Genomic DNA, 26,888 nt, shown 5'->3' with positions numbered 1-26,888 from the left:
GTAAATTTATAAAAATATCCGTTAGACGAACAAACCTTTAACATTAGCAGCGAATAATTTAACAGCAATTGCTAAAAGTATGACTCCAAATGTCTTGCGTACTACGCCAAGTCCGTTTTCTCCTAATAAATTTTCTATTTTTTTGGATGATTTCAAAACGATATATACTAAGATAATATTCAACAAAATCGCTATGATAATATTGATGGTGTGAAATTGAGATCGAAGTGAAAGTAAAGTCGTCATTGTTCCTGCTCCTGCAATTAGTGGAAAAGCAAGTGGTACAATAGAAGCTGATCCTGGTTCTTCATCACGATAAATTCGGATACCTAAAATCATTTCCAATGCCAAAAAGAATAGTACAAAAGATCCGGCCACGGCAAAGGAATGCACATCAATTCCAATAAGATTTAGTAAACCTTCTCCAACGAAAAGAAAAACAATCATAATCATTCCGGCTACAATTGAAGCTTTTTCAGATTCAATATGTCCCACTTTTGCTCGTAAATTGACAATAATGGGAATAGATCCTACGATATCAATTACAGCAAAAAGAACCATTCCGACAGTAATAATTTCTTTAAAGTCAATTTCTAACATATTACTTTGATTTTAAGCGTTTAAAATTTTTGCAAAGGTAGAGAATAAAGATAGGTGTTTTTTGAATACGATGCATTATTGTTATAAAAATACGTTTTATCGGTTAAAAAAGTGATATTTGTAACAAAAAGTCAATTGTACCACAGAGATTCGCAAAGGTTAATTGTTTTTTACCACAGAGTGGCACAAAGTTTTTTTCACAGAGTTACACAAAGATTTCAATAAATTAATCTCAAATTTCGTGAACTTAAACTTCGCGCTGCTCTGTGAAAAACTCTGCGAATCTCTGTGGTACAATTTCTTTGCGATTCTCTGTGAAAAACCTTTGTGTGACTCTGTGGTAAAATAGTACCACGTACTGCAGTGAAATTTAATCTCATTTCATCTGCTTTCTTTGACTATCTTTGCACTTTATAAATTACAGTACTTTATTATCATGTTTCAATTAGGGAAAACCATTATTTCAGAAGATATTCTTGAAAAAGAATTTGTGTGCAACTTGTCAGCTTGTAAAGGAGCCTGCTGTGTTGACGGAGATGCCGGTGCGCCTTTAAGCGAAGCAGAGACTAAAATTCTGGAAGAAATCTACCCAAAAGTAAAACCCTTTTTAAGAAAAGAAGGAATTGCTGCAATCGAAGCACAGGGTACTTGGGTAAAAGGAACTGATGGTGATCTTGAAACACCATTAATAGATGAAAAAGATTGTGCTTACGTTATTTTTGACGGAAAAACGGCCCTTTGCGGAATCGAGCAAGCTTACAATCAGGGAATCGTAGATTGGAAAAAACCCGTTTCTTGTCATTTGTACCCAATCCGTGTAAAAGATTTTACGGAGTTTGCTGCGGTGAATTATGATAAATGGGATATTTGTGATGATGCCTGTTCTTTAGGAAAAGAATTAGAAGTTCCGGTTTATAAATTTGTCAAAGAAGCTTTGATTCGCCGCTTTGGTGAAGACTGGTATTTGGAACTTGAAAAAGTAGCGGAAGAGCTTAAAAATTCGAAATAATCAAAGGGCTATAGTTACCGCTTTAAGTGGATATATTTTAACTCAAAAAATAAAGTTTTAACTCAAAAAAAACTTTTTAAAAACAATTAAAATTTCTTGCTTATTATTCCAAAAAGTCTATATTTTACAGGGGCTTTAGGGGTAAATGACTATATTAAATGACTCATTTACAAATATTTAAATATTGTCTGAAAAGTATCTCATTTTTTAGGCGTTGTTAAAAACTACATCGAATTGTGAATAAGTTTGGCTTTCATTTTTGGCTACAAATGACAATCTTTGTAATCGTTCTGAATAAGTAAAAATTCAGCATAAAAATTAAATAAAACAGTCATGTCACAAGTCGAGCCAATATTACAAGAAAATAAAAATCGTTTCGTTATTTTTCCTATCAAACATCATGATATTTGGGAATGGTACAAAAAGATGGAAGCTAGTTTTTGGACTGCGGAAGAAATCGACTTACACCAGGATTTGACAGATTGGAACAATAAATTAAGTGACGACGAAAGATATTTCATTAAACACATTTTAGCATTTTTTGCTGCATCTGATGGAATCGTAAATGAAAACCTTGCTGAGAATTTTGTAAATGAGGTACAATATGCTGAAGCGAAGTTTTTCTATGGTTTCCAAATCATGATGGAGAACATTCATAGTGAAACCTATTCATTATTGATTGATACTTACGTAAAAGATGAAGCTGAAAAAGCAGAGTTGTTTAATGCTTTGGAAGTATTCCCTGCAATTAAGAAAAAAGCAGACTGGGCTTTAAAATGGATCGAGTCTGATTCATTTGCTGAAAGACTAATCGCTTTTGCTGCTGTTGAAGGTATTTTCTTCTCAGGTGCTTTCTGTTCTATTTATTGGTTGAAGAAACGTGGATTAATGCCAGGTTTAACTTTCTCTAATGAGTTGATTTCTCGTGACGAAGGTGTACACTGTGATTTTGCAGTTCACTTGCATAATCACCATTTGATTAACAAAGTACCAAAAGACAGAATTAAAGAAATCATCGTTGATGCTTTAGATATCGAAAGAGAATTTGTAACAGAATCGCTACCGGTAAGTTTAATTGGAATGAATGCGACTTTAATGACGCAATACTTAGAATTTGTTGCAGACAGATTGTTAGTAGAATTAGGTTGTGATCGTGTGTATGGATCAGCGAATCCGTTTGATTTCATGGATATGATTTCTCTTCAGGGAAAAACTAATTTCTTTGAAAAACGTGTTGCCGAGTATCAAAAATCTGGTGTGATGAACACAGACAGCGATGCTCAGAAAATTTCATTTGACGCAGATTTCTAGACAACAAAATATTTTAGCGATCCCAAAAACGCTAAAAGAATAAAATCATTTTTTTTAGATTGAATCTCTTTCCCAAATCGTAGATTCAGTAACATTTTTTTGCATTTTCGATCTATTTCATAGGTCGGGAGCAGACGACTATTGAGGATTCGATAATTCTCAAAAAATAATTTAAAAACACGCAATGTTTAAGGGCTGGAATTCGTTTTCTAGTGTCTTTCATTTTTTCAATAACTAATAAATAGTAAGCTTATGTATGTAGTAAAAAGAGATGGCCACAGAGAGCCCGTAATGTTTGATAAGATTACAGAAAGAATCAAAAAATTGTGTTACGGCTTAAATGAGCTTGTAGATCCTGTTAAGGTAGCCATGAGAGTTATCGAGGGATTGTATGATGGGGTTTCTACTTCTGAACTGGATAATCTTGCGGCAGAAACGGCGGCTTCTATGACTATTGCGCATCCAGATTATGCACAATTAGCAGCGCGTGTGGCAATTTCAAACCTACATTCAAATACTAAAAAATCTTTCTCAGAAACGATGAAAGATATGTATCACTACGTAAATCCAAGAAATGGACAAGAGGCACCATTGCTTTCAGATGAAGTATTTAAAGTGATTCAGGAGAATGCTGCGTTTTTAGATTCTCATATTATTTATACAAGAGATTTCAATTACGATTACTTTGGTTTCAAAACCTTAGAGCGTTCATACTTACTTAAAATAAACGGAAAAATCGTAGAAAGACCACAGCATATGTTGATGCGTGTTTCTGTTGGTATTCACTTAGACGATTTACAATCGGTAATTGAAACTTACGATTTAATGTCTAAAAAGTTCTTCACGCATGCAACGCCAACGTTGTTCAATGCCGGAACTCCAAAGCCTCAAATGTCTTCTTGTTTCCTTTTAGCAATGCAGGATGATAGTATTGACGGTATTTATGATACTTTAAAACAAACGGCTAAAATCTCGCAATCAGCGGGAGGAATTGGTCTTTCTATTCATAACGTTCGTGCTACTGGATCTTACATTCGTGGTACAAACGGAACTTCAAACGGAATCGTTCCGATGTTGAGAGTTTTCAACGATACGGCTCGTTACGTAGATCAGGGTGGTGGAAAACGTAAAGGAAGCTTTGCGATTTACATCGAAACATGGCATGCTGATATCTTTGAATTTTTGGATTTGAAGAAAAATACAGGAAAAGAAGAAATGCGTGCGAGAGATTTATTCTTCGCCATGTGGACTTCAGATTTATTCATGAAACGTGTACAGGAAGATGCTAGTTGGACATTAATGTGCCCTAACGAATGTCCTGGATTATACGATGTTTACGGAGAAGAATTCGAAACCATGTATTTGGATTATGAATTTAGAGGAAAAGGTAGAAAAACCATTCGTGCACGTGAATTATGGGAGAAAATCCTTGAATCACAAATCGAAACGGGAACGCCTTATATGTTGTACAAAGATGCAGCAAACCGTAAATCGAACCACAAGAATTTAGGAACAATTCGTTCTTCTAACTTGTGTACAGAGATTATGGAGTACACTTCTAAAGATGAAATTGCAGTTTGTAACCTGGCTTCTATTTCGTTGCCAATGTTTATTGAAAACGGAAAATTCGATCACCAGGCGCTTTACAATGTTACAAAACGTGTTACTCGTAATTTGAACAAAGTAATCGACAGAAACTATTACCCGGTAAAAGAAGCTGAAAACTCTAACATGCGTCACCGTCCGGTTGGATTGGGAGTACAAGGTTTGGCTGATGCTTTTATCATGTTGCGTTTACCGTTTACAAGCGATGAGGCTAAAGTATTAAATCAGGAAATTTTCGAAACTTTATACTTCGCAGCTGTAACCGCTTCTATGGAAATGGCGAAAGAAGAAGGACCATATTCTACATTTGAAGGTTCTCCAATGTCTAAAGGAGAATTCCAATACAACATGTGGGGAATGAAAGATGAAGAATTATCAGGCCGTTGGGACTGGGCTTCATTAAGAAAAGAAGTTGTAGAACACGGAGTTCGTAACTCGCTGTTAGTTGCTCCAATGCCAACTGCTTCAACTTCGCAAATTCTTGGAAACAACGAAGCTTTCGAACCATATACATCAAACATTTACACACGTCGTGTATTGTCTGGAGAATTCATTGTAGTAAACAAACACTTACTTCATGATTTAGTAGAAAGAGGTTTGTGGAATGAGACTTTGAAACAAGAAATCATGCGTCATAACGGATCAGTTCAAAATATTGATGTGATTCCAGCAGATTTAAAAGAACTGTACAAAACAGTTTGGGAAATGTCGATGAAAGATATTATCGATATGTCACGTCAAAGAGGTTATTTCATTGACCAATCACAATCACTGAACTTGTTCATGCAAGATGCAAACTATTCTAAACTTACGTCAATGCACTTTTACGCTTGGCAGTCTGGTTTAAAAACAGGAATGTATTACTTGAGAACGAAGTCAGCAGTTGATGCAATTAAATTCACATTAAACAACGATAAAAAAGAAGAAACAGCTCCGGCTTTAGTTGCAGAAACTGAAGAGATCAATATTGAGGAATATAAAGCGATGTTGCTAAAAGCACAAGCTGCAGGTCCTGAGGATTGTGAGATGTGTGGGTCTTAATTTTCTTTTAGAAGAAAGATAATAGAGTAAAGAAAAAAGATTATATCTATTAAATAATTAGAGAAAGCAGTTGTTGTAATGATAACTGCTTTTTTTATTTAGGATTTATCTTGATTAAAAAACATACAATTTATGGATCAACAATTAATAAAATTCAAAACGTTTATAGAAGAATCTTTACATGACTTAAAATTTCATAAAGAAGTTGCTGTAGAATGCGAAATTGAAAAATCAATTCTTGATGATTTTGAGAAAGTGATTATTTTGACTGATTCTTTAATTGAGATTTCTGAGGAATATAATTTTTCAACTAATTATATAAATCAATTTACACAGAATGTAAATACATTTTTAAATGCTTTGCCATTTAGAGGGCAAACTAGATTAGATTTTGTAAATACAAATAAAATTCATTTTAAAAATCAGATTGAGAATAATTTTCGCCATATAAATTTGCAATATGAAAATGTAAATTTTAATTTGGAGTTTTTTAAGAAGATTAATTTTTTTTCTGATAATGTCGTTGCTATTGGCGCAAATGGAAGTGGGAAAACAACATTGTCAAATAAATTTAAGACCTACTTGTTAAATAACGGTGTCGTGATTTCTGCACAAAGGGTTTTATTTATTAGAGACATTATCGGAATTTCAAACCCTACAAAAACAAAAGAAGATTTAAATAAATATCAAAAAATTGACAAAACAAATAAGGACCCAAATAATTTCGATTATTTAAAATCTGAATTTGAAATTGTTCTTAAAAATCTTTTGGCGGAAAATAATTTCATAGGAAACGATTATAGAAAAAAATCAATTGTGCAAGATTCTGAGGGTAAATTAATATCTAAACCTCCAGTAACCAATTTAGATAAAACTTTTGAAATCTGGAATTCTTTAATCGAACATAGAAAAATTGATTGTATTGATGGAATGAATATTACATTGCAATTCCAATCTGCAAATCACTACTCAATTAAACAAATGAGTGATGGTGAAAAAGTAATGCTATTCCTTATTGCGCAGGTTTTGCAGGCTCCCAAAAATGGATTTGTAATTATTGATGAGCCCGAAATGTATTTACATAAAACCATTTTAAAAAAGTTGTGGGATAGATTAGAAATAGAAAGATCAGATTGTTTATTTGTGTATTTAACCCATGATTTAGATTTTGCTACTAGCAGGACCACTGCAAAAAAAATATGGATCAAATCCTTTGAATTTCCAGACAAATGGGAGATAGAAGATATTCCAAATAATGAGATACCGGAAGCTTTGTTGTTCGAATTGTTAGGAAGTAGAAAAAATATTCTTTTCTGTGAAGGAGAAAAAGGTAGTATTGATGAGAAAATTTACAACATATTATTTCCCAAATACACTATCACTCCAGTTGGTAATTGCTTTCAAGTTATTAATCACACAAAAGCATTTAATAAAATGCCTAATATTAATACAAAAGCTATTGGAATTATTGATGGGGATTATCATTCGGTAGAAAGAATAGAATCAATTAAAAAAGAGAATATTTATATCTACAAAGTTGCCGAGCCTGAAAATTTATTGCTTGATGAAGCGTTCCTTGCTAAACTTTGTAAAACAACTTTGACAGATTTGGCTAAAGTAGAATCGATTAAAAAGGAAATATTAACTGAATTATCTGCTAAAAAAGAGCTACAAATTTCAAATTATTTGTCAACAAAAATGAATTATTATTTTCAAAATACTCATGTTAAGAGGGGGAATGATTTGTCAATAATTAGTGCAAATTTCCAAAATTTCATTGAGGAGGTGAATTTGGAGCAATGGTATTCTAAAAGAGAAGAAGAAATAAATGAAATTATAAAAACTGAAAATTACAGTATGATTTTAAGTATATTTAATGACAAAGGTTTGAAGAAAATTGCCAATAAAAACTTTCAGATTAGTAATTTTACAGAACGAGCTATTAAGTTATTACAGAGTGACGGTTCAACTCATGAATTGTTAAAAAAGTATTTTCCAGAAGAAATATGCTAATCTTAGAAACTCAAAACCAATTGCCTAAATCGCATTTTAAGACTGATTTATTAAATTATCCTACAAAACTGGTAGATTTTGTTAAGAAATCCTTTTTTGTTTCATAAAATTCATTATTTTTTTTGGTGCACTAAAAATAATTTATACATTCGCAGAGAATTTAAATAATAACACAAACAAAATGGCATCTAACCGTTTTTATTTTAGCAACTCTTTTTATTTCTTCTTTAGTAGAAGTAAGGATTGTGCTATGGTTATTTGAGAAATATAAAAGACAAATAAAACTAATATACAATCCTGATGAAAATCAGGATTTTTTTTTGAATATATGACAACTAAAATTGCAATACAAGGTATAAAAGGTTCTTTCCATCATCAGGTAGTGAAGGAGTATTTCTCTGAAAATGTGGCTATTGATGAGTGTTTGTCTTTTGAAGAATTAATTGACAGCCTTCTTTCAGGAAAATCGGATCAGGCGGTTATGGCGATTGAAAATTCGATTGCAGGTCCAATTATTCCGAATTATGCTTTGATTGACAAGAACAATTTACACATTATTGGAGAGCATTATTTAAGCATTCACCAAAATTTAATGGCTTTAAAAGGTCATAAAATTGAAGATATAAAAGAAGTTCATTCACACCCAATGGCAATTTTACAATGTATGGATTTCTTAAAACAGTATCCAAACATTAAATTGGTTGAAGATAAAGATACAGCTGAAACTGCAAGAAGAATTCAGGAAAAACAATTAACAGGAATCGCTGCAATTGCAAGTAAAACGGCTTCTGAAATGTATGATTTAGAAATCATCGCTCCGGAAATTCAAACGATCAAAAACAATATGACTCGTTTTGTAATCATTAAAAAACAGAATTCATTTTTACCGGAGAGCGAAATCAACAGAGCTTCAATCAAATTTGAATTAGATCACAAAAGAGGAAGTTTAGCAGCAGTTTTGAATGTAATGAGCGACTGCAAATTGAATTTAACAAAGATTCAGTCGCTTCCAAAAATTGAAACACCTTGGAAATATTCGTTTTTCGTAGATGTAACATTTGAGAAATACGAAGATTTTGCAAAAGCCAAAGCGTTACTAAATATAATGGCAGAATATTTTAAAGTGTTAGGAGAATATAAAAACACTAAACCTTTGAGTAGTGAGTCATAAAGTCATAAAGTCATAAAGTTGGAAAGTCGAAAGTCTTAAAGTCCAAAAAGCTTAGAGCTTACTGTCTAAAGCAAAAATAAAAGTTTAAAAAGAGCCTAAAGCCTAAAGCTTACGGCCTAAAGCAAAAAATAATGATTACAACAGCAAAAAGATTAGATACAGTTGAAGAATACTACTTCTCATCAAAATTGAGAGAAGTGCGTCAACTAATGTCTGAAGGAAAATCTATCATCAATATGGGAATTGGAAGCCCTGATTTGAGTCCGTCGAAAGCAGTAATTGAAGCGGTTGCCGCGGCAATTCAAGATGAAAACGGGCATGGATATCAGAGCTATCAGGGATTACCGGAATTGAGAAAAGGAATGGCAGATTTTTATCAGAATCAATTTGGTGTTGCATTAAATCCGAATAATGAAATTTTGCCTTTGATGGGTTCAAAAGAAGGAATTATGCACATTTCGTTAGCTTTTCTAAATGAAGGCGATCACGTTTTGATTCCGAATCCAGGTTATCCAACGTATACTTCGGTAACTAATTTGGTTGGAGCGGTTCCGGTTTATTACGATCTGAAAGAAGCAAATGCATGGGAACCGGATTTTGAAGCTTTAGAAAAACTAGATCTTTCGAAAGTGAAAATCATGTGGCTGGGATATCCGCACATGCCAACAGGAGCGAGAGGAAGTTTAGCGTTATTTGAAAAATTGGTTGCTTTTGCTAAAAAACATAACATATTATTGGTCAACGATAATCCGTATAGTTTTGTTTTGAATGATAATCCGATGAGTTTATTGCAGGTTGAAGGAGCGAAGGAAGTGGCTTTAGAATTAAATTCATTAAGTAAAACATTCAACATGGCGGGCTGGAGAGTTGGAATGGTTTTAGGAAATCCTGAAATTATCGATGCAGTGCTGAAAGTAAAAAGCAACATGGACAGCGGAATGTATTACGGAATTCAGAAAGGTGCAATTGCAGCGTTGAATTGTGATAAATTATGGTTTGAAGATCAAAACAAAATTTACAGACGCCGAAGAGAATTGACAGAAAAACTAGCAGAAAAATTAGGCTGCGAAGTTTATAAAGAAGGAGTTGGACTTTTTGTTTGGGCCAAATTACCGGAAGGAATCGAATCAGCAGAAAAGTTCATTGACGAAATATTATACGAGAAACACATTTTTATCACACCGGGAACAATCTTCGGAAGCAATGGAGAAGGATATATCAGATTCTCGTTATGTGTGAAAGAAGAAAAAGTACAAGAAGCGATAGATCGGTTTTAAAGATTTTAGAATCAAGAATCAAGATTTTTGTCCAGATTGTTAGGCTGAGCGAAGTCGAAGCCCTTTTAATTGGAATTTGGAATTTAAAACTTGGAATTTAAAGAAATAGTATGAAAGTATACGTAATAGGAATAGGGTTAATAGGAGGTTCGATGGTGCTGGACATCAAAGACCAACATCCAAACGCGACTATTTTTGGGATTGACAGCAACGAAAAACATTTGCAGGAAGCAATTGATTTGGGTGTTATCGATCAGGCAGGGAACTTTGAAGATTTGGCTGGAGCCGATTTTGTAATTGTTTCGGTTCCGGTTGATGTGGCGCTGGTTGTTTTGCCAAAAGTATTGGATTTAGTTGGAGACAAAACAATTGTTTTTGAAGTGGGTTCAACTAAAAAACCAATTTGTGATGCAGTTGCCAATCATCCGAAAAGAAGAAATTTTATCGCAACGCATCCAATTGCAGGAACAGAGTTTTCTGGACCTTCGGCGGCGATAAGAGGTTTGTTTAAAGGAAAGACAAACATCATTTGTGAAGTGGAAAAAACCACTTTTAAATTGCAGGAAAAGGCGTTACAGCTTTTCAACGAAATCGGAATGAGGATTCGATATATGGATCCGACTTCGCACGACAAACACATTGCTTACGTTTCGCATTTGTCGCACATTAGTTCGTTTATGCTCGGAAAAACGGTAATGAACAAAGAAAAAGACGAACAGGATATTTTTGATATGGCGGGAAGTGGATTTGAAAGTACGGTTCGTTTAGCAAAAAGTTCTCCCGCAATGTGGACGCCGATTTTTAAGCAGAACAAAGAACACGTTATTGAAACATTAGAAGAATATATTTCAAATCTCAGTCGGTTTAGAGATTTGCTAAAAGAAGATAATTACAATGCCATTTTTGAAGAAATGGAAAGCACAAATAAAATAAAAGAAATACTAAACGGATTAACAACAACTAAAAAGTAAATTAGAATTAAGATGGAAAATAAGAAAGAAATGAGAAAGTGGTTAGAAGATTTCAATTTAAATCACCCACTTGTGATAGCTGGACCTTGTAGTGCAGAAACGGAAGATCAAGTATTAAAGATTGCTCATGAATTGAAAGATTCAAAAGTTAGTGTATTCAGAGCTGGAATCTGGAAACCAAGAACGCGTCCGGGAGGATTTGAAGGTGTTGGAGAAATTGGTTTAAAATGGTTGCAAAAAGCTAAAAAAGAAACTGGTTTATTGATGGGAACTGAAGTTGCGACTGCAGCTCACTGTAAACTGGCTTTAGAACATGATATCGACGTTTTATGGGTTGGTGCCCGTACAACTGCAAACCCTTTCGCAGTTCAGGAAATTGCTGATACTTTGAAAGGAACTGACAAAATCGTTTTGGTTAAAAACCCAGTAAACCCGGATTTAGCTTTATGGTTAGGTGGTGTTGAGCGTTTACACATGGCTGGAATTGAGAAGTTAGGAGTTATTCACAGAGGTTTCTCTACTTACGAAAAAACAAAATACAGAAACATTCCAGAATGGCAGATTGCTATCGAATTACAAAATAAATTTCCTGATTTGCCATTAATCATCGATCCATCTCACATTACCGGAGATCGTAAAATGATTTTTGAAGTAACGCAAGAGGCTTTAGATTTGAACTACGATGGTATGATTATCGAAACGCACTACGATCCGGACAACGCTTGGTCTGATGCTGCTCAACAAGTTACTCCAGATGCTTTGAAACAAATCATTAAAGATTTGACTATCAGAAAAACAGATGATACTACAGATGAGTACAGCCAAAAAATGACTAAACTAAGAGCTAATATCGACGTACTTGATGCTAACTTATTAGAGTTATTAGGAAAACGTATGAAAGTTGCTGACGAAATTGGTCAGGTGAAAAAAGATGCAAACGTGGCGATTCTTCAAAACAATCGTTGGAATGAAATCTTAGGGAAAATGATTTTAGAAGGTGAGAAAAAAGGTCTTACTGAAGAATTTGTTTTGAGAATGTTCAAAGCAATCCACCAGGAAAGTATTGGTCATCAGGAGAAAATTTTCAACGCATAATTTTCTCTAAAAACATATAAGTGATATAAGTTAAATTTGGTTTTATCTGAATTTTGTTATTTGGTTTTCTTATATCATAATTTTAAAAATAGATTGTTTTTTTAATCCCCATTTCTTCGAAAGAAGAGTGGGGATTTTTGTTTTATAATATATAGCCAACGGTTTCAACCGTGGTGACGTAATCAATAATCATAATCTTTATCCCTACGGATGAAACCTAGGACAATCTTTAAAATTATTCATTTATCTTTGCAAAGATTTAATTTCAATCTGAAATCTAAAATCTGAAATCTAAAATTAAAGAATGACAGGACTCGTATATAAATCTACAGGAAGTTGGTACACCGTAAAATCGGAACAAGGCGATTTTATAGAATGCCGTATGAAAGGGAAGTTTAGGATGAAAGGTATTAAAAGTACTAATCCTATTGCTGTAGGTGATATTGTCGATTATGAATTGGAAGAAACTTCAGATGCCGTAACCGGAACGATTTTTAATATTCACGAAAGAAAGAATTACATCGTTCGTAAATCGGTTAATCTTTCGCATCAAATGCATATTATTGCTTCGAATATTGATCGTGTGTTTTTACTTATAACGATTAATAATCCGCCAACAACCTTCAATTTTATAGATCGTTTTTTAGTAACTGCCGAAGCTTACAATATTGAAACTATTTTGGTTTTTAATAAGATTGATACTTTTGATGAACCAACTCTGGAAGATCAATTGTATATGCAATACGTATATCAGCAGATTGGTTACAAATGTCTAAGAGTTTCTTCAACTGAAATGAAAGGGGTTGATGAATTAAAGGAAATGATGATTGGTAAAGTAAGCATGTTCTCCGGACATTCAGGTGTTGGAAAATCGACTTTGGTAAATGCTATGGAACCTTCTTTGCATCTTAAGACCAAAACCATTTCTGAAGCCAGTAAACAAGGTCAGCATACAACGACTTTTGCCGAAATGTATGATTTATCCTTTAATGCCAAAATTATTGATACACCCGGAATTAAAGGTTTTGGAATTGTGGATATGGAGAAAGAAGAAATCAGCGGTTATTTCCCTGAATTTTTTAGATTAAAAGATCAGTGCAAGTTTAACAATTGTTTGCATAAAGAAGAACCGCATTGTGCTATTAAAGCCGCATTAGAAAGAGACGAGATCGCGTGGTCCCGTTATAATAGTTATTTGAAAATCCTCGAAGGCGATGAAGAAAATTATCGCACAGACACTTATGATGAGGATCGTAAAATTAGCGATGAAACAAGAAATCAGAAGTAATTGTGAATTGTAAATGGTTAATTGTGAATTATGGCTGATAACGTTATAAAAACAAAATCTTTTAATTTTGCTTTGAGGATTATTAAACTGTTTCAGTTTTTAAATCAAGAAAAAAGAGAGTTTGTCTTAAGTAAACAATTACTTCGTAGCGGTACTTCTATAGGAGCATTAGTTCGTGAATCAGAACAGGCAGAAAGTAAAAAAGATTTTATACATAAACTTGCCATTGCACAGAAAGAAGCAAATGAAACGGATTATTGGTTAGAATTGTTGTTTCAGTCCGATTATTTAAATGAATCTCAATTCAAATCAATCAAATCTGATATTGTAGAAATCAATAAAATTCTAGCTTCAATCATAATTACAACGAAACAAAAATTAACTTCAATATAAATTCACAATTAACCATTCATAATTCACCATTTTCATGAAAGTTGTTCTTCAAAGAGTATCACAAGCATCCGTAACTGTCGAATCTAAAATTGTTGCCGATATTCAAAAAGGATTATTAGTTTTAGTCGGAATAGAAGATGCCGACACTCAGGAAGACATTGACTGGCTGGTTGGAAAAATCATTAAAATGAGAATTTTTGGTGATGAAAATGACGTAATGAACTGCTCGGTTCAGGATATTGATGGTGATATTATTGTGGTAAGCCAATTTACACTTCACGCTTCTACAAAAAAAGGCAATCGTCCATCCTACATAAAAGCCTCAAAACCAGAGTTTGCTATTCCAATGTATGAGACCTTCGTAAAATCCCTGGAAAAAGACTTTGATAAAAAAATACAGACCGGAATTTTTGGTGCTGATATGAAAGTCAGCCTGTTAAATGATGGGCCTGTTACAATTATAATGGACAGCAAAAACAGGGAATAAAAAATACTAAACAAATGTTAAGAATTTCTAAAAATAATATATATTTGAAGAAATTACTTACTAATGAAAAGCCCTTTTTTTGCGTTAATTTTTTTATTGTTTACGCTTATTTCTTCTGCTCAAAAGAGCGATTATTCTGTATTAACTATTTCAGATAGTCTTAAGGCAAATGCAGATGCTGTGGTCCGTTTAGATAAAATGGATATTGTCATTACTTCGCAACGCAGTATGAATATTAAAGTACAAAGAGTAGTAACGGTTTTTAACGGAACGGGGTTAAGTGATATCGATGCTTATCAGGGGTATGATAAATCAACTTCAGTAAAAAGTATTGAAGCAATTGTTTATGATGCTTTTGGCAATGAAATCAAGAAAGTTAAAAGAAAAGATTTTAAAGACCAGAGTGCTGTCAGCGGAAGTACTCTTTTTTCGGACAATCGTGTGATTTTTTTAGAATATACTCCGGTTTCTTATCCTTTTACTGTGGTTTACAATAGCGAGATTGAAAGTTCAAATACAGCTTTTTTACCTCAATGGTATTTCTTGGGAGGTTATGCTGTAAGTATTGAGAAATCTGTTTTGAATGTTACTTTTCCTAATAACCTCGGATTCAAAAAGAAAGAATTCCATTTTTCGGGTTATGCAATCAAGAAAACTTTAGATACGGATACGCAATTAAGTTATGTTGCGACTAATATATTAGCTCAGAAATCGGAAAGTTTAAGTCCGTCTGGCAGGGATCTTTTTCCCAGAATTATGATGGGTTTAGAGAATTTTCATTTAGAAGGTGTTGACGGAACTGCTAAAACCTGGGAAGCTTTTGGGAGATGGTACAGTGACAAAATTCTAACAGGAACCACCGATTTATCAGAAGAAACTAAAGTGAAAATAAAAGCATTAGTAGGAGATGAAAAAGATCCGATAAAAAAAGCAAAAATCATTTACGACTATGTTCAGAAGAAATCAAGATACGTAAATATTGCTGTTGGAATTGGAGGATGGAAGCCGATGCTGGCAACGGATGTAGATCGCTTAGGTTACGGAGATTGTAAGGCTTTGTCAAATTATACTAAGGCACTTTTACAAGCTGTCGATGTTCCTTCCTATAATACGATTTTATATGGTGATACTTATAAGTCTGATATCCAGTCAGATTTTGTCTCCATGCAGGGAAACCATATGATCCTGGCAATCCCGAACGGAGATAACTATACTTTTCTGGAATGTACGAGTCAGGATGATCCTTTTGGATATCAGGGAACTTTTACAGACGATCGTGATGTTTTGGTAGTTAAGCCGGAGGGCGGAGTAATTGTCAGAACTAAAATTTATGAAGACAAAGGTAATAGGCAAATTGATAAAGGAATTTTTACGATTGATGAAAGCGGGAATTTTTCGGGTTCAGTTTCGATACTTTCAGAAGGCTCAAAATATAGTTTAAAGCAAAGACTGGAGAGTTTTCAGCCAACAGAAAAAGAATCGCATTATAAAAAATACTGGGATAATATCAATAATTTGAAACTCGGAAAAATAGCTTTTACAAACGATAAGGAGAATATTCGTTTTACAGAAGATCTTCAGGTTAGTGCTACAAGTTACGCATCGATATCAGCAAATAAAATGATTTTTGCAATTGATGCTTTTAATCAAAACACAGGAAATGTTAAGCGAATCAGAAATAGAAAGAATCCATTTCAGGTTCAGCGTGGTTATTTAGACACAGATGAAATAGAAATTAATTTACCAACTGGTTTTACTATCGAGTTTATTCCTTCAAACTATGAATTAAAAGGAAAATTTGGAGAGTATAAGACAGAAATTATTAAAAAAGAAAACAACAAACTGCTTTACAAACGCTCCATGTTTGTAAATAAAGGTAATTATTCAAATAAAGAATATGACGAATACCGCCTTTTTATGGAGCAAATTGCAAGAAATGATAACGCAAAAATTATACTAACCAAGAATTAGCCACAAAATGAAATGTATTAAATTATTTACTCTATTAACTGTTTTGTTCTTTTTTTCGAGAACTACTGCTCAAGAATTTAAATTAGGAAAAGTATCCATAGCTGAATTAGAGCAAAAAGTACATCCAAAAGATTCATCGGCGTCAGCTGCTATTTTGTATAAAAAAGGAAGTTCGAGAATTGAATACAATCAGAATGACGGTTTTGTTACAATTACGGATGTCGAAACAAGAATTAAAATCTATAAAAAAGAAGGGTACGATTGGGCGACCCACGAAGTTTGGTATTATAATAATACTAACTTGTCTGAGAAAGTGTCTTTTAATGATGCCGTTACTTATAATTTAGTCAATGGTAAAATTGAGAAAACTAAATTAAAAAGTGAAGGCATGTTTGATGAAGTTCTTAATAAATTCAGAGGACAGAAAAAAATAACAATGCCTAATGTTAAAGAAGGCTCGGTGATAGAATTTAAGTATACGATTAGGAGTACCGCCAGAATGATCAGAGAATGGAATTTTCAAACCAGTATTCCTGTCAACTATTCTGAATTTATAACATACATTCCGGAGTATTATACTTTTAACTCTCAACAAAAGGGCTATGTTTTTCCTAAAGTAACTGTCGAAAAAAATAGTAAATCGATCGTGTTAACTTCTAAAGAAAGAGTTTCTTCAGGAGGTCTTCTGGGAGGAACTACAAAAACAGAATTTTCTCAGGATAAAATAGATTATATGGAGACAAAAACGACTCATATCGCAGAGAATTTTCCGGCGATAAAAGACGAGGCTTTTGTTAACAATATTGATAATTATACTGCTAGTATTCAATATGAATTGGCTATGGTAAAATTTCCAAATGAAACAATTAAGTCTTATTCTACAGATTGGAGTTCAGTTGCAAAAACAATTTACGATTATGATACTTTTGGACCCGAATTAAATAAAACGGGTTACTTCGAAGAAGATTTAAAAACAGTATTAGCAGGAAAAAACACGCCTGATGAAAAAATATTAGCGATATTAAATCATGTAAAATCGAATATAAAGTGGAATAAATATACAGGTTATGATTGCGATCTTGGAGTCAAAAAGGCTTATAAAGAAAAAACAGGAAATATTGGCGATATCAATTTAATGTTGACTGCTATGTTGCGTTACGCTGGCTTAACAGCGAACCCGGTTTTAGTAAGTACGCGCTCTAACGGAATTGCATTATTTCCTAACAGAACTGCTTTTAATTATGTAATTGCTCAAGTCGAAACACCAGAAGGAAATGTTTTATTAGATGCTTCTGATAAATACTCGGTTCCAAATGTTTTACCTTTTAGAACTTTAAATTGGTATGGAAGATTGATTCGTAAAGACGGAACTTCTGAAGAAGTAGATTTAATGCCTAAGAAATCATCAAATGATATGATTTTTATGAATTATAGTATTGATGCTGAGGGTAAAGTTACAGGTAAAACAAGAAGACAATGTACAGATTACAATGCCTTGATTACAAGAGATAATATGGATGGGGTTGTAGAGGAAGAATATTTGGAGAAACTAGAAAATGAGAATAATAAAATTGAAGTAAGTGAATATGCAAGGAAGAATGAGAAAGATATTTTGTTGCCAATGATCGAGACTTATACGTTTACTGGAAATAATTTGTGCGAAATGATTGGCGGAAAAATTTATGTAAATCCGATGCTGTTTCTTACGAATAAAGAAAATCCATTTAAACAGGAAGTAAGAGAATATCCAGTGGATTTTGGATTCCCATTTACTGATAAATATAATATCACAATTAAAATACCGGAAGGCTTTGTAGTTGAAACATTGCCAACACCTGCTGTAATTACAATGGAAGATAATATAGGTACCTTCAAATTTAATATTGTTGCAAATGATGGAACTTTACAATTGGTAGTTTCACATCAAATTAATGAACCAATCGTGTCAACTGAAAAATATGAAATGCTAAAAGAATATTACAAAGGAATGGTTGCAAAAGAAACAGAGAAAATAGTTTTAAAAAGAATATAAAAAAATGAGATTACGATTAATGGTTGTATCAGCTTTATTGGTTTTTGGGGCTTCAAAAGTCAATGCTCAAAATTATGAGTTGGGAAAAGTTACAATTGCTGAATTACAAGAAAAATCGAATGCAAAAGATACAGCGGCTCCGGCCGCTATTTTGTTTAAAAAGGGAAGGACCTTTTTTACTTACAGTCAAGGTAAGGGTATCGTCGCTAATAACGTTTATGAATTCAGGATTAAAATTTATAAAAAAGAAGGATTAAAATGGGCGAATCAGGAAGTTTCTTATTATGTAGGATATGAGAATCTGAATGATGATACTGTGAATTTTTCTAATGCTGCAACATACAATCTGGAAAATGGAGAAATTGTAAAAACCAAACTGAATAGTGAGGGGAGTTTCAAAAGTAAAATAAACAAATATTGGAACCAGGCTACTATTACTTTGCCAAATGTAAAAGTGGGTTCTGTTATAGAATTTAAATATGTTTTGAAATCAGAAAACATAGTAAAACTTCCTGATTTTGATTTTCAATATAATATTCCGGTCAATTATTTTGAATATAAAACAGAGATTCCTGAATTCTTTATTTATAAATCCTTGCTTGTTGGAACTTCAAAAATAGAAACAAATGCAGAAATAGTTTTGAGCAGTCAGGTATTTGCAAGTGGTTACAAACAGATTAACAGTTTCTATACTTCAAAAGATATTCCGGCACTTAATGAAGAACGATTCGTTGATAATATAAATAATTATAAAGGATCGATTCAAAACGAATTGGAAAGAGAAAGATATCCTGATAAACCAGTTGTAAATTATACCAATACATGGGAAGGTGTCGCAACTTCAATTTATAAGAGTAAAGATTTTGGAGAAGAACTTAAACAAAGGGATTATTATTCAGCTGATTTAAAAGAAATATTACAGAAGACAGACTCTAAAAAAGAACGTTTAAGTTTGATTTTTCAGTTTGTTCAATCCAGAATGAACTGGACCGGAAAGAAAGGGTATTTGGTAGATAAAGGCGTAAAAAAAGCTTATGAAGAGAAATCAGGAAATATTGCCGAAATAAATTTCATTCTCATTTCGATGTTGAAAACTGCAGGAATCGAAGTAAATCCGGTTTTAGTAAGCACTGTTGAAAATGGCGTTCCTGTATTTCCAAATCGAACTGTTTTTAATTATATCATTGGTGCTGCTGAAATTGAGGGTCAGAAAATTTTGCTTGATGCTACAAGTAAGTTTACGACACCTAATATTCTGCCATTAAATGTTTTAAACTGGAAAGGGAGACTTATCAAAGAAGATGGCTCTTCTCAGGAAATTGACCTGATTCCAAAAATAACTTCAAAAGAAAATTATACAATAACAGCAAGTATAAACCCTGATCTGGGTGAAATTGACGGAAGGTTACGCATCAAGAAAACGGACTATGAGGCACTTCGATTTAGAGAAATAAATTCAAATAATAACGAGAATTCTTATTTGGAAAAATTAGAGAACGATTTAGGTAAGATTGAAATCGAAGACTATAAAATTGAGAATAAAATTGGAGATTTATCAAAACCAGTGCAGGAGGAATTTAATTTTAAGGCCAGAAATTCTTATGATATTATTGGTGGGAAAATATTTTTAAAACCAGTACTTTTTTTTACTGATGTCACTAATCCATTTAAGCAGGAAAAGAGACATATGCCTATTTATTTTGGGTATCCGGGTCAGGAAACTTATAACGTTTTTTTAGATATTCCGAATGGTTTCGTTGTTGAATCGCTTCCAAAGCCAATGCGAATTGTAACAGAAAATAGAGATGCCTCTTATACAATGAATATGATTTCTGAAGAAAATAAAGTACATATTCAGGTTGTGAAGGAAATAAACAAATATATTTTTGCTACCGATGATTACGACATGTTGAAAGACTTCTTTCAGAATATAATTGTGAGTCAAAATGAGAAAATAGTTCTAAAAAGAATCTAGTATGAAATTCCAAAAAAATGTATTTGTTATTGTTTTATTTTGTTGCCTTTCTAAAATTAATGCACAGGACAATAAACTAGGAAAAGTAACGGTTGAAGAATTAAAAGAAAAAGTAAATCGAAAAGACACAACTGCGGCAGCAGCTATTTTGTTTAAAAAAGGAAAAACCTTTTTTACTTATAATAAAAAGAATGGTTTTTCAGCTAATCATGTTTATGAATTTAAAATTAAAATTTATAAAAAGGAAGGACTTCGCTGGGCTGATCAAAAAGTAAGGTTTTATATTGGCTACGAAAAGTTAAACGACGACCAATTGGAGTTTTCACAAGCTATTACTTATAATTTAGAAAATGGAGTAATTGTTAAAACAAAAATGGACAATCAAGGTACTTTTAAGAAAAAGGTAAATAAATACTGGAACGAAAAAACCATAACATTACCAAATGTAAAAGTCGGGTCGATTATTGAGTACAAATACATTTTGAAATCAGAGAATATTGTGAAGCTTCCTGATTTTGATTTTCAATATGAAATTCCGGTAGTTTATTTTGAATATAAAACGGAGATTCCTGAGTTTTATATCTATAAAACAATTTTAACAGGAGAAACAACAATAACATCAGATTCTAAACTAGTCTCAGGAGGCCAAAGTTTTGATAACGAACATAATCAGACCAACACGATTTCGTACCAACAAATTAATTCTTTTTACACAGGAAAAGATATTTCACCATTACTATTTGAACCTTATGTAAATAATATTGATAATTATAAAGGAAGTATTCAATTCGAACTTGAACGGGTACGATATCCTGATGAGCCTGTAAAGGATTATGCTTTGACATGGGAAGGTGTAGCCTCAACAATTTTTAAGGACAAAGATTTCGGCAAAGAACTCAGTCAAAATGATTTTTTGATAGAAGATGTCAAAGCACTTGTAGGCAATGTAGAATCTCTCAATGAAAGATTGAATATTATTTTCAAATTCGTTCAGAATAAAATGAACTGGAATGAAGAAAACGGTTATTATACCGATAAAGGAATTGTAAAAGCATATGCGGACCAAACCGGGAACATAGCCGAAATTAATTTTATCTTAATCAATATGTTGAAATTGGCAGGGATAGAGGTAAATCCGGTTCTGGTAAGCACTGTAGAAAATGGAGTTCCGGTTTATCCTACAAGAACTGGTTTTAATTATGTTATTGCAGCCGCTGAAATTGATGGGAAACAAATTTTGCTGGATGCAACTCATAAATTTACGTCACCCAATATTCTTCCCTTAAATGTTTTAAACTGGAAAGGCAGACTTATTAAGAAAGATGGTAAATCGCAGGAAATAGATTTATATCCTGCTTCATTGTCTAAAGAATTTTCAAATACTATAGCCAAATTAGATGCTTCCGGCAAAGTAGAAGGAAAGGTTAGAGTACAAAGAACAGATTATGACGCCTATAGTTTCAGGGTTCAGAATGCTAATAAAAATCAGGAAAATTATCTTGAAAAATATGAAGCGGAATTAGGAGATTTGAAGATATCAAATTATGCAATTCAAAATAAGGAAACAAATCTCGTCAATCCTATTATAGAGAATTTTTCTTTTAGCTCAGATAATCAATCTGAAATTATTGGAGACAAAATATTTATAAATCCACTTTTGTTTTTTACCAAATCTAAAAATCCTTTTACACAGGAAAAAAGGCAAATGGCAATTTATTTTGGCTATCCAACACAGGAGAAAATCAATTTGAATTTAGATATTCCTGAGGGATATATAGTCGAATCAATGCCTAAACCTATCCGTATTTCTTCTGAAGATAAAGAGATCGTTTATATTTTTAATATTTCAAACGAAGGGAATAAAATTCAAATTAGTTGTGTAAAAGAGATTAACAGTAGTATTTTTGCAGCTGATGAGTATGCCGGATTAAAAGATATTTTCCAGAAAATGCTTGCCAGTCAAAATGAAAAAATTGTTCTTAAAAAAATATAACAATGGATTTGAAAAATGCCCAACTTGATGTAGATACCTGGATAAAAGAGCACGGTGTTCGCTATTTTAACGAATTGACCAATATGGCGCAACTTACCGAAGAAGTAGGTGAAGTAGCCCGAATTATTGCACGCAGATATGGCGAACAATCAGAAAAGGAAAGCGATAAAAACAAAGATTTAGGCGAAGAATTGGCCGATGTTGTTTTTGTAGTTTTATGTCTGGCTAACCAAACCGGAATAGATTTACAAGCTGCGTTTGATAAAAAAATGGATTTAAAGTCTGTTCGCGACAAAGACCGTCATAAAAACAACGATAAATTAAAATAATTGTGAAATATCACTCATAAGTTTTGAATTATGAGTTTTGAATTTTGAATTATGAATGGGGAGTGGTAAATTGCGGGGCTGAATTATGTTTGCAATCATTCATAATTCATAATTTACAACTTACAATTAAAAAAATGAATTTACTACTTCAAACAACTCAACATAATTTACAAGGACAAATTGCAGTAACAGGATCAAAAAGCGAAACGAATCGTTTATTGTTGTTAAAAGCATTGTTTCCAAATATTACACTTGCCAATACTTCAAATTCTGATGACAGCGAAGTAATGCAAAAAGCTTTGATTGGAAATGACGAAATTGTAGATATCCATCACGCCGGAACAGCAATGCGTTTTTTAACCGCTTATTTTGCTGTGAATGAAGGCAGAGATGTAGTAATGACGGGTTCAAACAGAATGCAGGAGCGTCCGATAAAAATTCTTGTGGAAGCTTTGGCACAATTAGGTGTTGAGATTTCATATGAAAAAGAAGTAGGTTATCCACCGATAAAAATTAAAGGAAAAAAAGTTACCGCTTCAAAAGTAACTTTGGCAGCAGATGTAAGTAGCCAGTATATTTCAGCACTTTTATTAGTGGCTTCAAAATTAGAAAATGGTTTAGAACTGACTTTGGAAGGAGAAATTACTTCTATTCCATATATCAAAATGACTTTGGCTTTGCTGAATGATTTAGATATTCAAACCAGTTTTGAAGGAAATGTAATTAAAGTTTATCCGAAGGAAAGCGTTGCTTCAAAAGAAATGGTTGTAGAATCAGATTGGAGTTCAGCATCTTACTTTTTCAGTTTAGTGGCTTTAGCTGATACAGCATCAATAACTTTAACTAGTTATAAAGAAAATAGTTTACAAGGAGATTCTGAGTTGGTTTCACTTTATGAGAAATTAGGAGTAAAAACTACATTTCAGAACAACAAAATGACCTTAGTGAAACAAGAGAATTTCAAATACGAAACTGTAAATTTTGAATTGAACAACACACCGGATATTGCGCAAACAATCGTTGTGACTTGTTTAGGTTTGGGAATCGGTTGCCATTTAACAGGTCTTCATACTTTAAAAATTAAAGAAACAGATCGATTAGAAGCACTTAGAATCGAGCTTACAAAATTAGGCGCTAATGTTTCTGTAACAAATGATTCCTTGACTTTAACAGCTTCAGAAAACATCAACCATAATGTGAAAATTGCAACCTACAACGATCACCGTATGGCAATGGCATTTGCACCATTAGCACTGAAAGTTCCAATAATCATTGAAGATGCCGGTGTAGTTTCAAAATCATACCCGGATTTTTGGAATGATTTAAAAACATTGAATTTCCAAATCTCAGAATTGTAAAATTTTCCACCATATAAGAAATATAAGTTCATTTAAACAAAGTGAGCGTAATTTGAATAGCCCCTGGTTTTAACCAGGGGTTTTTTTATATGATCTTTTTTCGGCTTTAGCCAAATAATTGAGTTGCAATTCTTAAAGAATCCAATTTAAATGAACTTATATTTCTTATATGGTGAAAATAATAGTTTTTAACGAGTTCAAACCATCAGTAAATCAACGACTTTTGAAAATAAACAGCAAAACACTTGACAACGCCTATCTCACAATCGTATATTTGCACACGATTTATAATTTTAGATATAAAATCTAAGATCTACACTTTAAAATCAACAATTCAAATATGAAATTATCACATTTTCAATTTAATTTACCAAAAGAACTTTTAGCGGAATTTCCAGCAGAAAATAGAGATGAGTCTCGTTTAATGGTAATTGACCGTGCAAAACAAACTATAGAACATAAAATGTTTAAAGATGTTATCAATTATTTTGATGACGGAGACGTTTTAATTCTTAACAATACAAAAGTTTTCCCTGCTCGTTTGTACGGAAACAAAGAAAAAACAGGAGCGAGAATTGAGGTTTTCTTATTAAGAGAATTAAATTCAGAGCAACGTCTTTGGGACGTTTTGGTTGATCCGGCTAGAAAAATCCGTATCGGAAACAAACTTTATTTTGGTGATGACGATTCGTTAGTTGCTGAGGTAATTGACAATACAACTTCTCGTGGTAGAACTTTACGTTTTTTATATGACGGTTCTTACGAAGAATTCAGAAACAAATTAACAGAACTTGGAGAAACTCCAATTCCTAAATACATCAACAGAGAAGTAACTGCTGAAGATGCTGAAAGATACCAAACTATTTATGCAAAAGAAGAAGGAGCTGTTGCTGCACCAACTGCAGGTTTACACTTCTCAAAACACCTTTTGAAAAAATTAGAAATCAAAGGAGTAAACTTTGCTGAGGTTACACTTCACGTTGGTTTGGGAACTTTTAATCCGGTTGAGGTTGAAGATTTATCGAAACACAAAATGGATTCTGAGGAATTGATTATCAAACAAGAGGCTTGCGATATTGTAAACGAAGCAAAAGCAAAGAAAAAACGTATCTGTGCTGTTGGAACAACTTCAATGCGTGCTATTGAAAGTTCAGTTTCATCTCAAAATACTTTAAATCCTTACGAAGGTTGGACAAATAAATTCATTTTTCCTCCTCACGATTTTAGTATCGCAAACTGCATGATCACGAATTTCCACACACCAAAATCAACATTATTAATGATGATTTCTGCTTTCTGTGGACATGATTTAATGAAAAAAGCATACGACGAAGCAATCAAAGAGGGATACAAATTCTATTCTTATGGAGACGCGATGTTGATTATCTAATTTATAGAAGTATTAAATATTTAAAAACCTGTCAGTCATGACGGGTTTTTTTGTGTTTTAAAAGTTTCAAGTTTCAGGTTTCAAGTTTCAAGTTGTGCTCAACGTTAAACTTGAAACCTGAAACTTGAAACAAAAGAAACATTTCCCTATTTTTACGCCTCAAAACAAAACGCAATGACTTTTCAAAATACACGCGAATTCGCACGAGAGCTTGATTCGCAAGACACTTTAAATCATTATCAGGATGAGTTTATTTTCCCGAAAGTGAATGACAAACGCGTAATCTATTTCACAGGAAATTCTTTAGGATTACAGCCAAAACGTACAAAAGCTTATGTTGACGAAGTAATGAGCGATTGGGCAGAACTGGCTGTTGAAGGTCATTTTTATGCACAAAAACCATGGTGGGATTATCAGGAAAGATTTGCTGAACCGTTAAGTAAAATAGTGGGAGCTTTGCCTTCAGAAGTTACGGTAATGAATACTTTGACTGTGAATCTTCATTTATTGATGGTTTCTTTTTACCAGCCAAAAGGCAAACGTTATAAAATTATCTGCGAAGAAAAAGCTTTTCCTTCAGATCAATACATGTTTCAAAGTCAGGTTCATTTTCATGGATATAAACCAGAAGATGCAATTGTAGAAATCAAACGTCGTGAAGGAGAACATAATATTCGTCTGGAAGATGTTTTAGCAAAAATTGAAGAAGTAGGAGATGAATTGGCTTTAGTTTTAATTGGAGGAGTAAACTATTATACCGGACAAGTTTTCGATATTAAAACCATTACAGCAGCCGGACAAAAAGCTGGAGCAAAAGTGGGATGGGATTTAGCGCATGCGGCCGGAAACATAAAATTAGAATTGCACGATTGGAATGTAGATTTCGCTGCCTGGTGCAGTTATAAATACATGAATTCGGGACCAGGAAATGCTTCTGGATGTTTCGTTCACGAAAAACATCACAATGATCCTGATTTACCAAGATTTGCAGGTTGGTGGGGACACAACAAAGAACGTCGTTTTAAAATGGAACCAACTTTCGATCCCGTTCACGGAGCTGGAGGGTGGCAAATTAGTAATCTTCCGGTACTTTCTTTAGCGCCTTATTTAGCATCAGTAGAAATGTTTGCTGAAGTTGGAATGGATGCTTTAATTGCCAAAAGAGACCATATTACATCTTACTTAGAATACATTTTACATGAAATTGATAAAGAAGTTAAAGGTAATTTCGAAGTTATTACACCTTCAAATCCTTTGGAAAGAGCTTCTCAATTATCTGTCTTTTTACATGGAGAAGGAAGAAGTTTATTCGACTATTTAATGAAAAACGGAGTTATTACCGACTGGCGTGAACCAAATGTAATTCGTTTAGCTCCGGTTCCTTTATATTGCTCATATGAAGATATGTACGATTTTGGACAAATTTTAAAACAAGGAATTTTAGGAAAATAAGTTAGCTATAAGAAAGAATTTCGTAAAGTCGCGAAGGCGCAAAGTTTTATTTCTTTGTGACTTCGCGACTTTGCCATTATAGACAGGAGGTAACTTTGCGAACCTTTCGTAAAAACCTTGCGATCTT

General features: G+C 33.0%; 20 protein-coding genes. 19 read left to right on the top strand and 1 reads right to left on the bottom strand.

What is annotated here, in order from left to right; genetic code table 11:
* Positions 1–21 precede the first annotated feature (21 nt).
* Entirely contained in the window at positions 22–600 is a 579-nt protein-coding gene (locus AC3ITQ_RS02955) for a MarC family protein (RefSeq protein WP_026983494.1), read from the bottom strand.
* A 436-nt stretch (positions 601–1,036) separates the two neighbouring features.
* Between AC3ITQ_RS02955 and AC3ITQ_RS02950 the strand changes: the two genes are divergently transcribed.
* The 19 genes from AC3ITQ_RS02950 (at position 1,037) to kynU (ending at position 26,761) form a co-directional block, all read left to right on the top strand.
* The gene (locus AC3ITQ_RS02950) at positions 1,037–1,609 is read left to right on the top strand and encodes a DUF3109 family protein (RefSeq protein WP_072969681.1); all 573 of its coding nucleotides are present in this window, start codon (positions 1,037–1,039) and stop codon (positions 1,607–1,609) included.
* Positions 1,610–1,942: 333 nt separating this feature from the next.
* A complete protein-coding gene (locus tag AC3ITQ_RS02945) occupies positions 1,943–2,920 on the top strand; it encodes a ribonucleotide-diphosphate reductase subunit beta (protein WP_072969680.1) in 978 nt (325 codons plus the stop codon).
* A gap of 252 nt (positions 2,921–3,172) precedes the next feature.
* Positions 3,173–5,566 carry a ribonucleoside-diphosphate reductase subunit alpha gene (locus AC3ITQ_RS02940; protein ID WP_489236748.1) on the top strand — a complete coding sequence of 798 codons (2,394 nt, stop codon included), beginning with the start codon at positions 3,173–3,175 and terminating at the stop codon, positions 5,564–5,566.
* A gap of 132 nt (positions 5,567–5,698) precedes the next feature.
* Positions 5,699–7,579, top strand: a complete 1,881-nt coding sequence (locus AC3ITQ_RS02935; protein WP_489236747.1) for an AAA family ATPase — start codon at positions 5,699–5,701, stop codon at positions 7,577–7,579.
* 328 nt (positions 7,580–7,907) lie between these two features.
* The gene (locus AC3ITQ_RS02930) at positions 7,908–8,750 is read left to right on the top strand and encodes a prephenate dehydratase (RefSeq protein WP_489236746.1); all 843 of its coding nucleotides are present in this window, start codon (positions 7,908–7,910) and stop codon (positions 8,748–8,750) included.
* Between the two features lie 131 nt (positions 8,751–8,881).
* A complete protein-coding gene (locus AC3ITQ_RS02925; RefSeq protein ID WP_489236745.1) occupies positions 8,882–10,027 on the top strand; it encodes a pyridoxal phosphate-dependent aminotransferase in 1,146 nt (381 codons plus the stop codon).
* Positions 10,028–10,137: 110 nt separating this feature from the next.
* A complete protein-coding gene (locus AC3ITQ_RS02920) occupies positions 10,138–10,998 on the top strand; it encodes a prephenate dehydrogenase (protein WP_489236744.1) in 861 nt (286 codons plus the stop codon).
* A gap of 12 nt (positions 10,999–11,010) precedes the next feature.
* Complete coding sequence (locus AC3ITQ_RS02915; protein WP_099709674.1) at positions 11,011–12,093, top strand: bifunctional 3-deoxy-7-phosphoheptulonate synthase/chorismate mutase type II; 1,083 nt, start codon at positions 11,011–11,013, stop codon at positions 12,091–12,093.
* A 304-nt stretch (positions 12,094–12,397) separates the two neighbouring features.
* The gene (gene rsgA / locus AC3ITQ_RS02910) at positions 12,398–13,381 is read left to right on the top strand and encodes a ribosome small subunit-dependent GTPase A (RefSeq protein ID WP_489236743.1); all 984 of its coding nucleotides are present in this window, start codon (positions 12,398–12,400) and stop codon (positions 13,379–13,381) included.
* Positions 13,382–13,411: 30 nt separating this feature from the next.
* Complete coding sequence (locus AC3ITQ_RS02905; protein ID WP_489236742.1) at positions 13,412–13,774, top strand: four helix bundle protein; 363 nt, start codon at positions 13,412–13,414, stop codon at positions 13,772–13,774.
* Between the two features lie 34 nt (positions 13,775–13,808).
* Positions 13,809–14,261: a D-aminoacyl-tRNA deacylase gene (gene dtd, locus AC3ITQ_RS02900; RefSeq protein WP_489236741.1), complete on the top strand. Its 453-nt coding sequence runs from the start codon at positions 13,809–13,811 to the stop codon at positions 14,259–14,261.
* A 63-nt stretch (positions 14,262–14,324) separates the two neighbouring features.
* Complete coding sequence (locus AC3ITQ_RS02895) at positions 14,325–16,232, top strand: DUF3858 domain-containing protein (RefSeq protein ID WP_489236740.1); 1,908 nt, start codon at positions 14,325–14,327, stop codon at positions 16,230–16,232.
* Positions 16,233–16,239: 7 nt separating this feature from the next.
* Positions 16,240–18,264, top strand: coding sequence for a DUF3858 domain-containing protein (locus AC3ITQ_RS02890; RefSeq protein ID WP_489236739.1), 2,025 nt, complete (start codon positions 16,240–16,242; stop codon positions 18,262–18,264).
* A gap of 4 nt (positions 18,265–18,268) precedes the next feature.
* A complete protein-coding gene (locus AC3ITQ_RS02885) occupies positions 18,269–20,239 on the top strand; it encodes a DUF3858 domain-containing protein (protein WP_489236738.1) in 1,971 nt (656 codons plus the stop codon).
* 1 nt (position 20,240) lies between these two features.
* The gene (locus AC3ITQ_RS02880; protein WP_489236737.1) at positions 20,241–22,232 is read left to right on the top strand and encodes a DUF3858 domain-containing protein; all 1,992 of its coding nucleotides are present in this window, start codon (positions 20,241–20,243) and stop codon (positions 22,230–22,232) included.
* A gap of 2 nt (positions 22,233–22,234) precedes the next feature.
* Entirely contained in the window at positions 22,235–22,561 is a 327-nt protein-coding gene (locus tag AC3ITQ_RS02875; protein ID WP_012022600.1) for a nucleotide pyrophosphohydrolase, read from the top strand.
* A 134-nt stretch (positions 22,562–22,695) separates the two neighbouring features.
* Positions 22,696–23,919 carry a 3-phosphoshikimate 1-carboxyvinyltransferase gene (gene aroA, locus AC3ITQ_RS02870; protein ID WP_489236736.1) on the top strand — a complete coding sequence of 408 codons (1,224 nt, stop codon included), beginning with the start codon at positions 22,696–22,698 and terminating at the stop codon, positions 23,917–23,919.
* A 340-nt stretch (positions 23,920–24,259) separates the two neighbouring features.
* On the top strand, positions 24,260–25,309 hold the full coding sequence (gene queA, locus AC3ITQ_RS02865; protein WP_026983475.1) for a tRNA preQ1(34) S-adenosylmethionine ribosyltransferase-isomerase QueA: 1,050 nt from the start codon (positions 24,260–24,262) through the stop codon (positions 25,307–25,309).
* A 174-nt stretch (positions 25,310–25,483) separates the two neighbouring features.
* The gene (gene kynU / locus AC3ITQ_RS02860) at positions 25,484–26,761 is read left to right on the top strand and encodes a kynureninase (RefSeq protein ID WP_489236735.1); all 1,278 of its coding nucleotides are present in this window, start codon (positions 25,484–25,486) and stop codon (positions 26,759–26,761) included.
* The last annotated feature ends 127 nt before the right edge of the window (positions 26,762–26,888 follow it).

It is taken from the genome of Flavobacterium sp. KH_001 (assembly GCF_057840745.1).
Note: the sequence above shows the minus strand (reverse complement) of the source record. Positions and strands in the feature narration are given on the sequence as shown.

Bases quoted from the DNA above. Each gene is read 5' to 3' on its own strand.
- AC3ITQ_RS02955 (WP_026983494.1), bottom strand. From the start codon at position 600: ATGTTAGAAATTGACTTTAAAGAAATTATTACTGTCGGAATGGTTCTT.
- AC3ITQ_RS02950 (WP_072969681.1), top strand. From the start codon at position 1,037: ATGTTTCAATTAGGGAAAACCATTATTTCAGAAGATATTCTTGAAAAA.
- AC3ITQ_RS02945 (WP_072969680.1), top strand. From the start codon at position 1,943: ATGTCACAAGTCGAGCCAATATTACAAGAAAATAAAAATCGTTTCGTT.
- AC3ITQ_RS02940 (WP_489236748.1), top strand. From the start codon at position 3,173: ATGTATGTAGTAAAAAGAGATGGCCACAGAGAGCCCGTAATGTTTGAT.
- AC3ITQ_RS02935 (WP_489236747.1), top strand. From the start codon at position 5,699: ATGGATCAACAATTAATAAAATTCAAAACGTTTATAGAAGAATCTTTA.
- AC3ITQ_RS02930 (WP_489236746.1), top strand. From the start codon at position 7,908: ATGACAACTAAAATTGCAATACAAGGTATAAAAGGTTCTTTCCATCAT.
- AC3ITQ_RS02925 (WP_489236745.1), top strand. From the start codon at position 8,882: ATGATTACAACAGCAAAAAGATTAGATACAGTTGAAGAATACTACTTC.
- AC3ITQ_RS02920 (WP_489236744.1), top strand. From the start codon at position 10,138: ATGAAAGTATACGTAATAGGAATAGGGTTAATAGGAGGTTCGATGGTG.
- AC3ITQ_RS02915 (WP_099709674.1), top strand. From the start codon at position 11,011: ATGGAAAATAAGAAAGAAATGAGAAAGTGGTTAGAAGATTTCAATTTA.
- rsgA (WP_489236743.1), top strand. From the start codon at position 12,398: ATGACAGGACTCGTATATAAATCTACAGGAAGTTGGTACACCGTAAAA.
- AC3ITQ_RS02905 (WP_489236742.1), top strand. From the start codon at position 13,412: ATGGCTGATAACGTTATAAAAACAAAATCTTTTAATTTTGCTTTGAGG.
- dtd (WP_489236741.1), top strand. From the start codon at position 13,809: ATGAAAGTTGTTCTTCAAAGAGTATCACAAGCATCCGTAACTGTCGAA.
- AC3ITQ_RS02895 (WP_489236740.1), top strand. From the start codon at position 14,325: ATGAAAAGCCCTTTTTTTGCGTTAATTTTTTTATTGTTTACGCTTATT.
- AC3ITQ_RS02890 (WP_489236739.1), top strand. From the start codon at position 16,240: ATGAAATGTATTAAATTATTTACTCTATTAACTGTTTTGTTCTTTTTT.
- AC3ITQ_RS02885 (WP_489236738.1), top strand. From the start codon at position 18,269: ATGAGATTACGATTAATGGTTGTATCAGCTTTATTGGTTTTTGGGGCT.
- AC3ITQ_RS02880 (WP_489236737.1), top strand. From the start codon at position 20,241: ATGAAATTCCAAAAAAATGTATTTGTTATTGTTTTATTTTGTTGCCTT.
- AC3ITQ_RS02875 (WP_012022600.1), top strand. From the start codon at position 22,235: ATGGATTTGAAAAATGCCCAACTTGATGTAGATACCTGGATAAAAGAG.
- aroA (WP_489236736.1), top strand. From the start codon at position 22,696: ATGAATTTACTACTTCAAACAACTCAACATAATTTACAAGGACAAATT.
- queA (WP_026983475.1), top strand. From the start codon at position 24,260: ATGAAATTATCACATTTTCAATTTAATTTACCAAAAGAACTTTTAGCG.
- kynU (WP_489236735.1), top strand. From the start codon at position 25,484: ATGACTTTTCAAAATACACGCGAATTCGCACGAGAGCTTGATTCGCAA.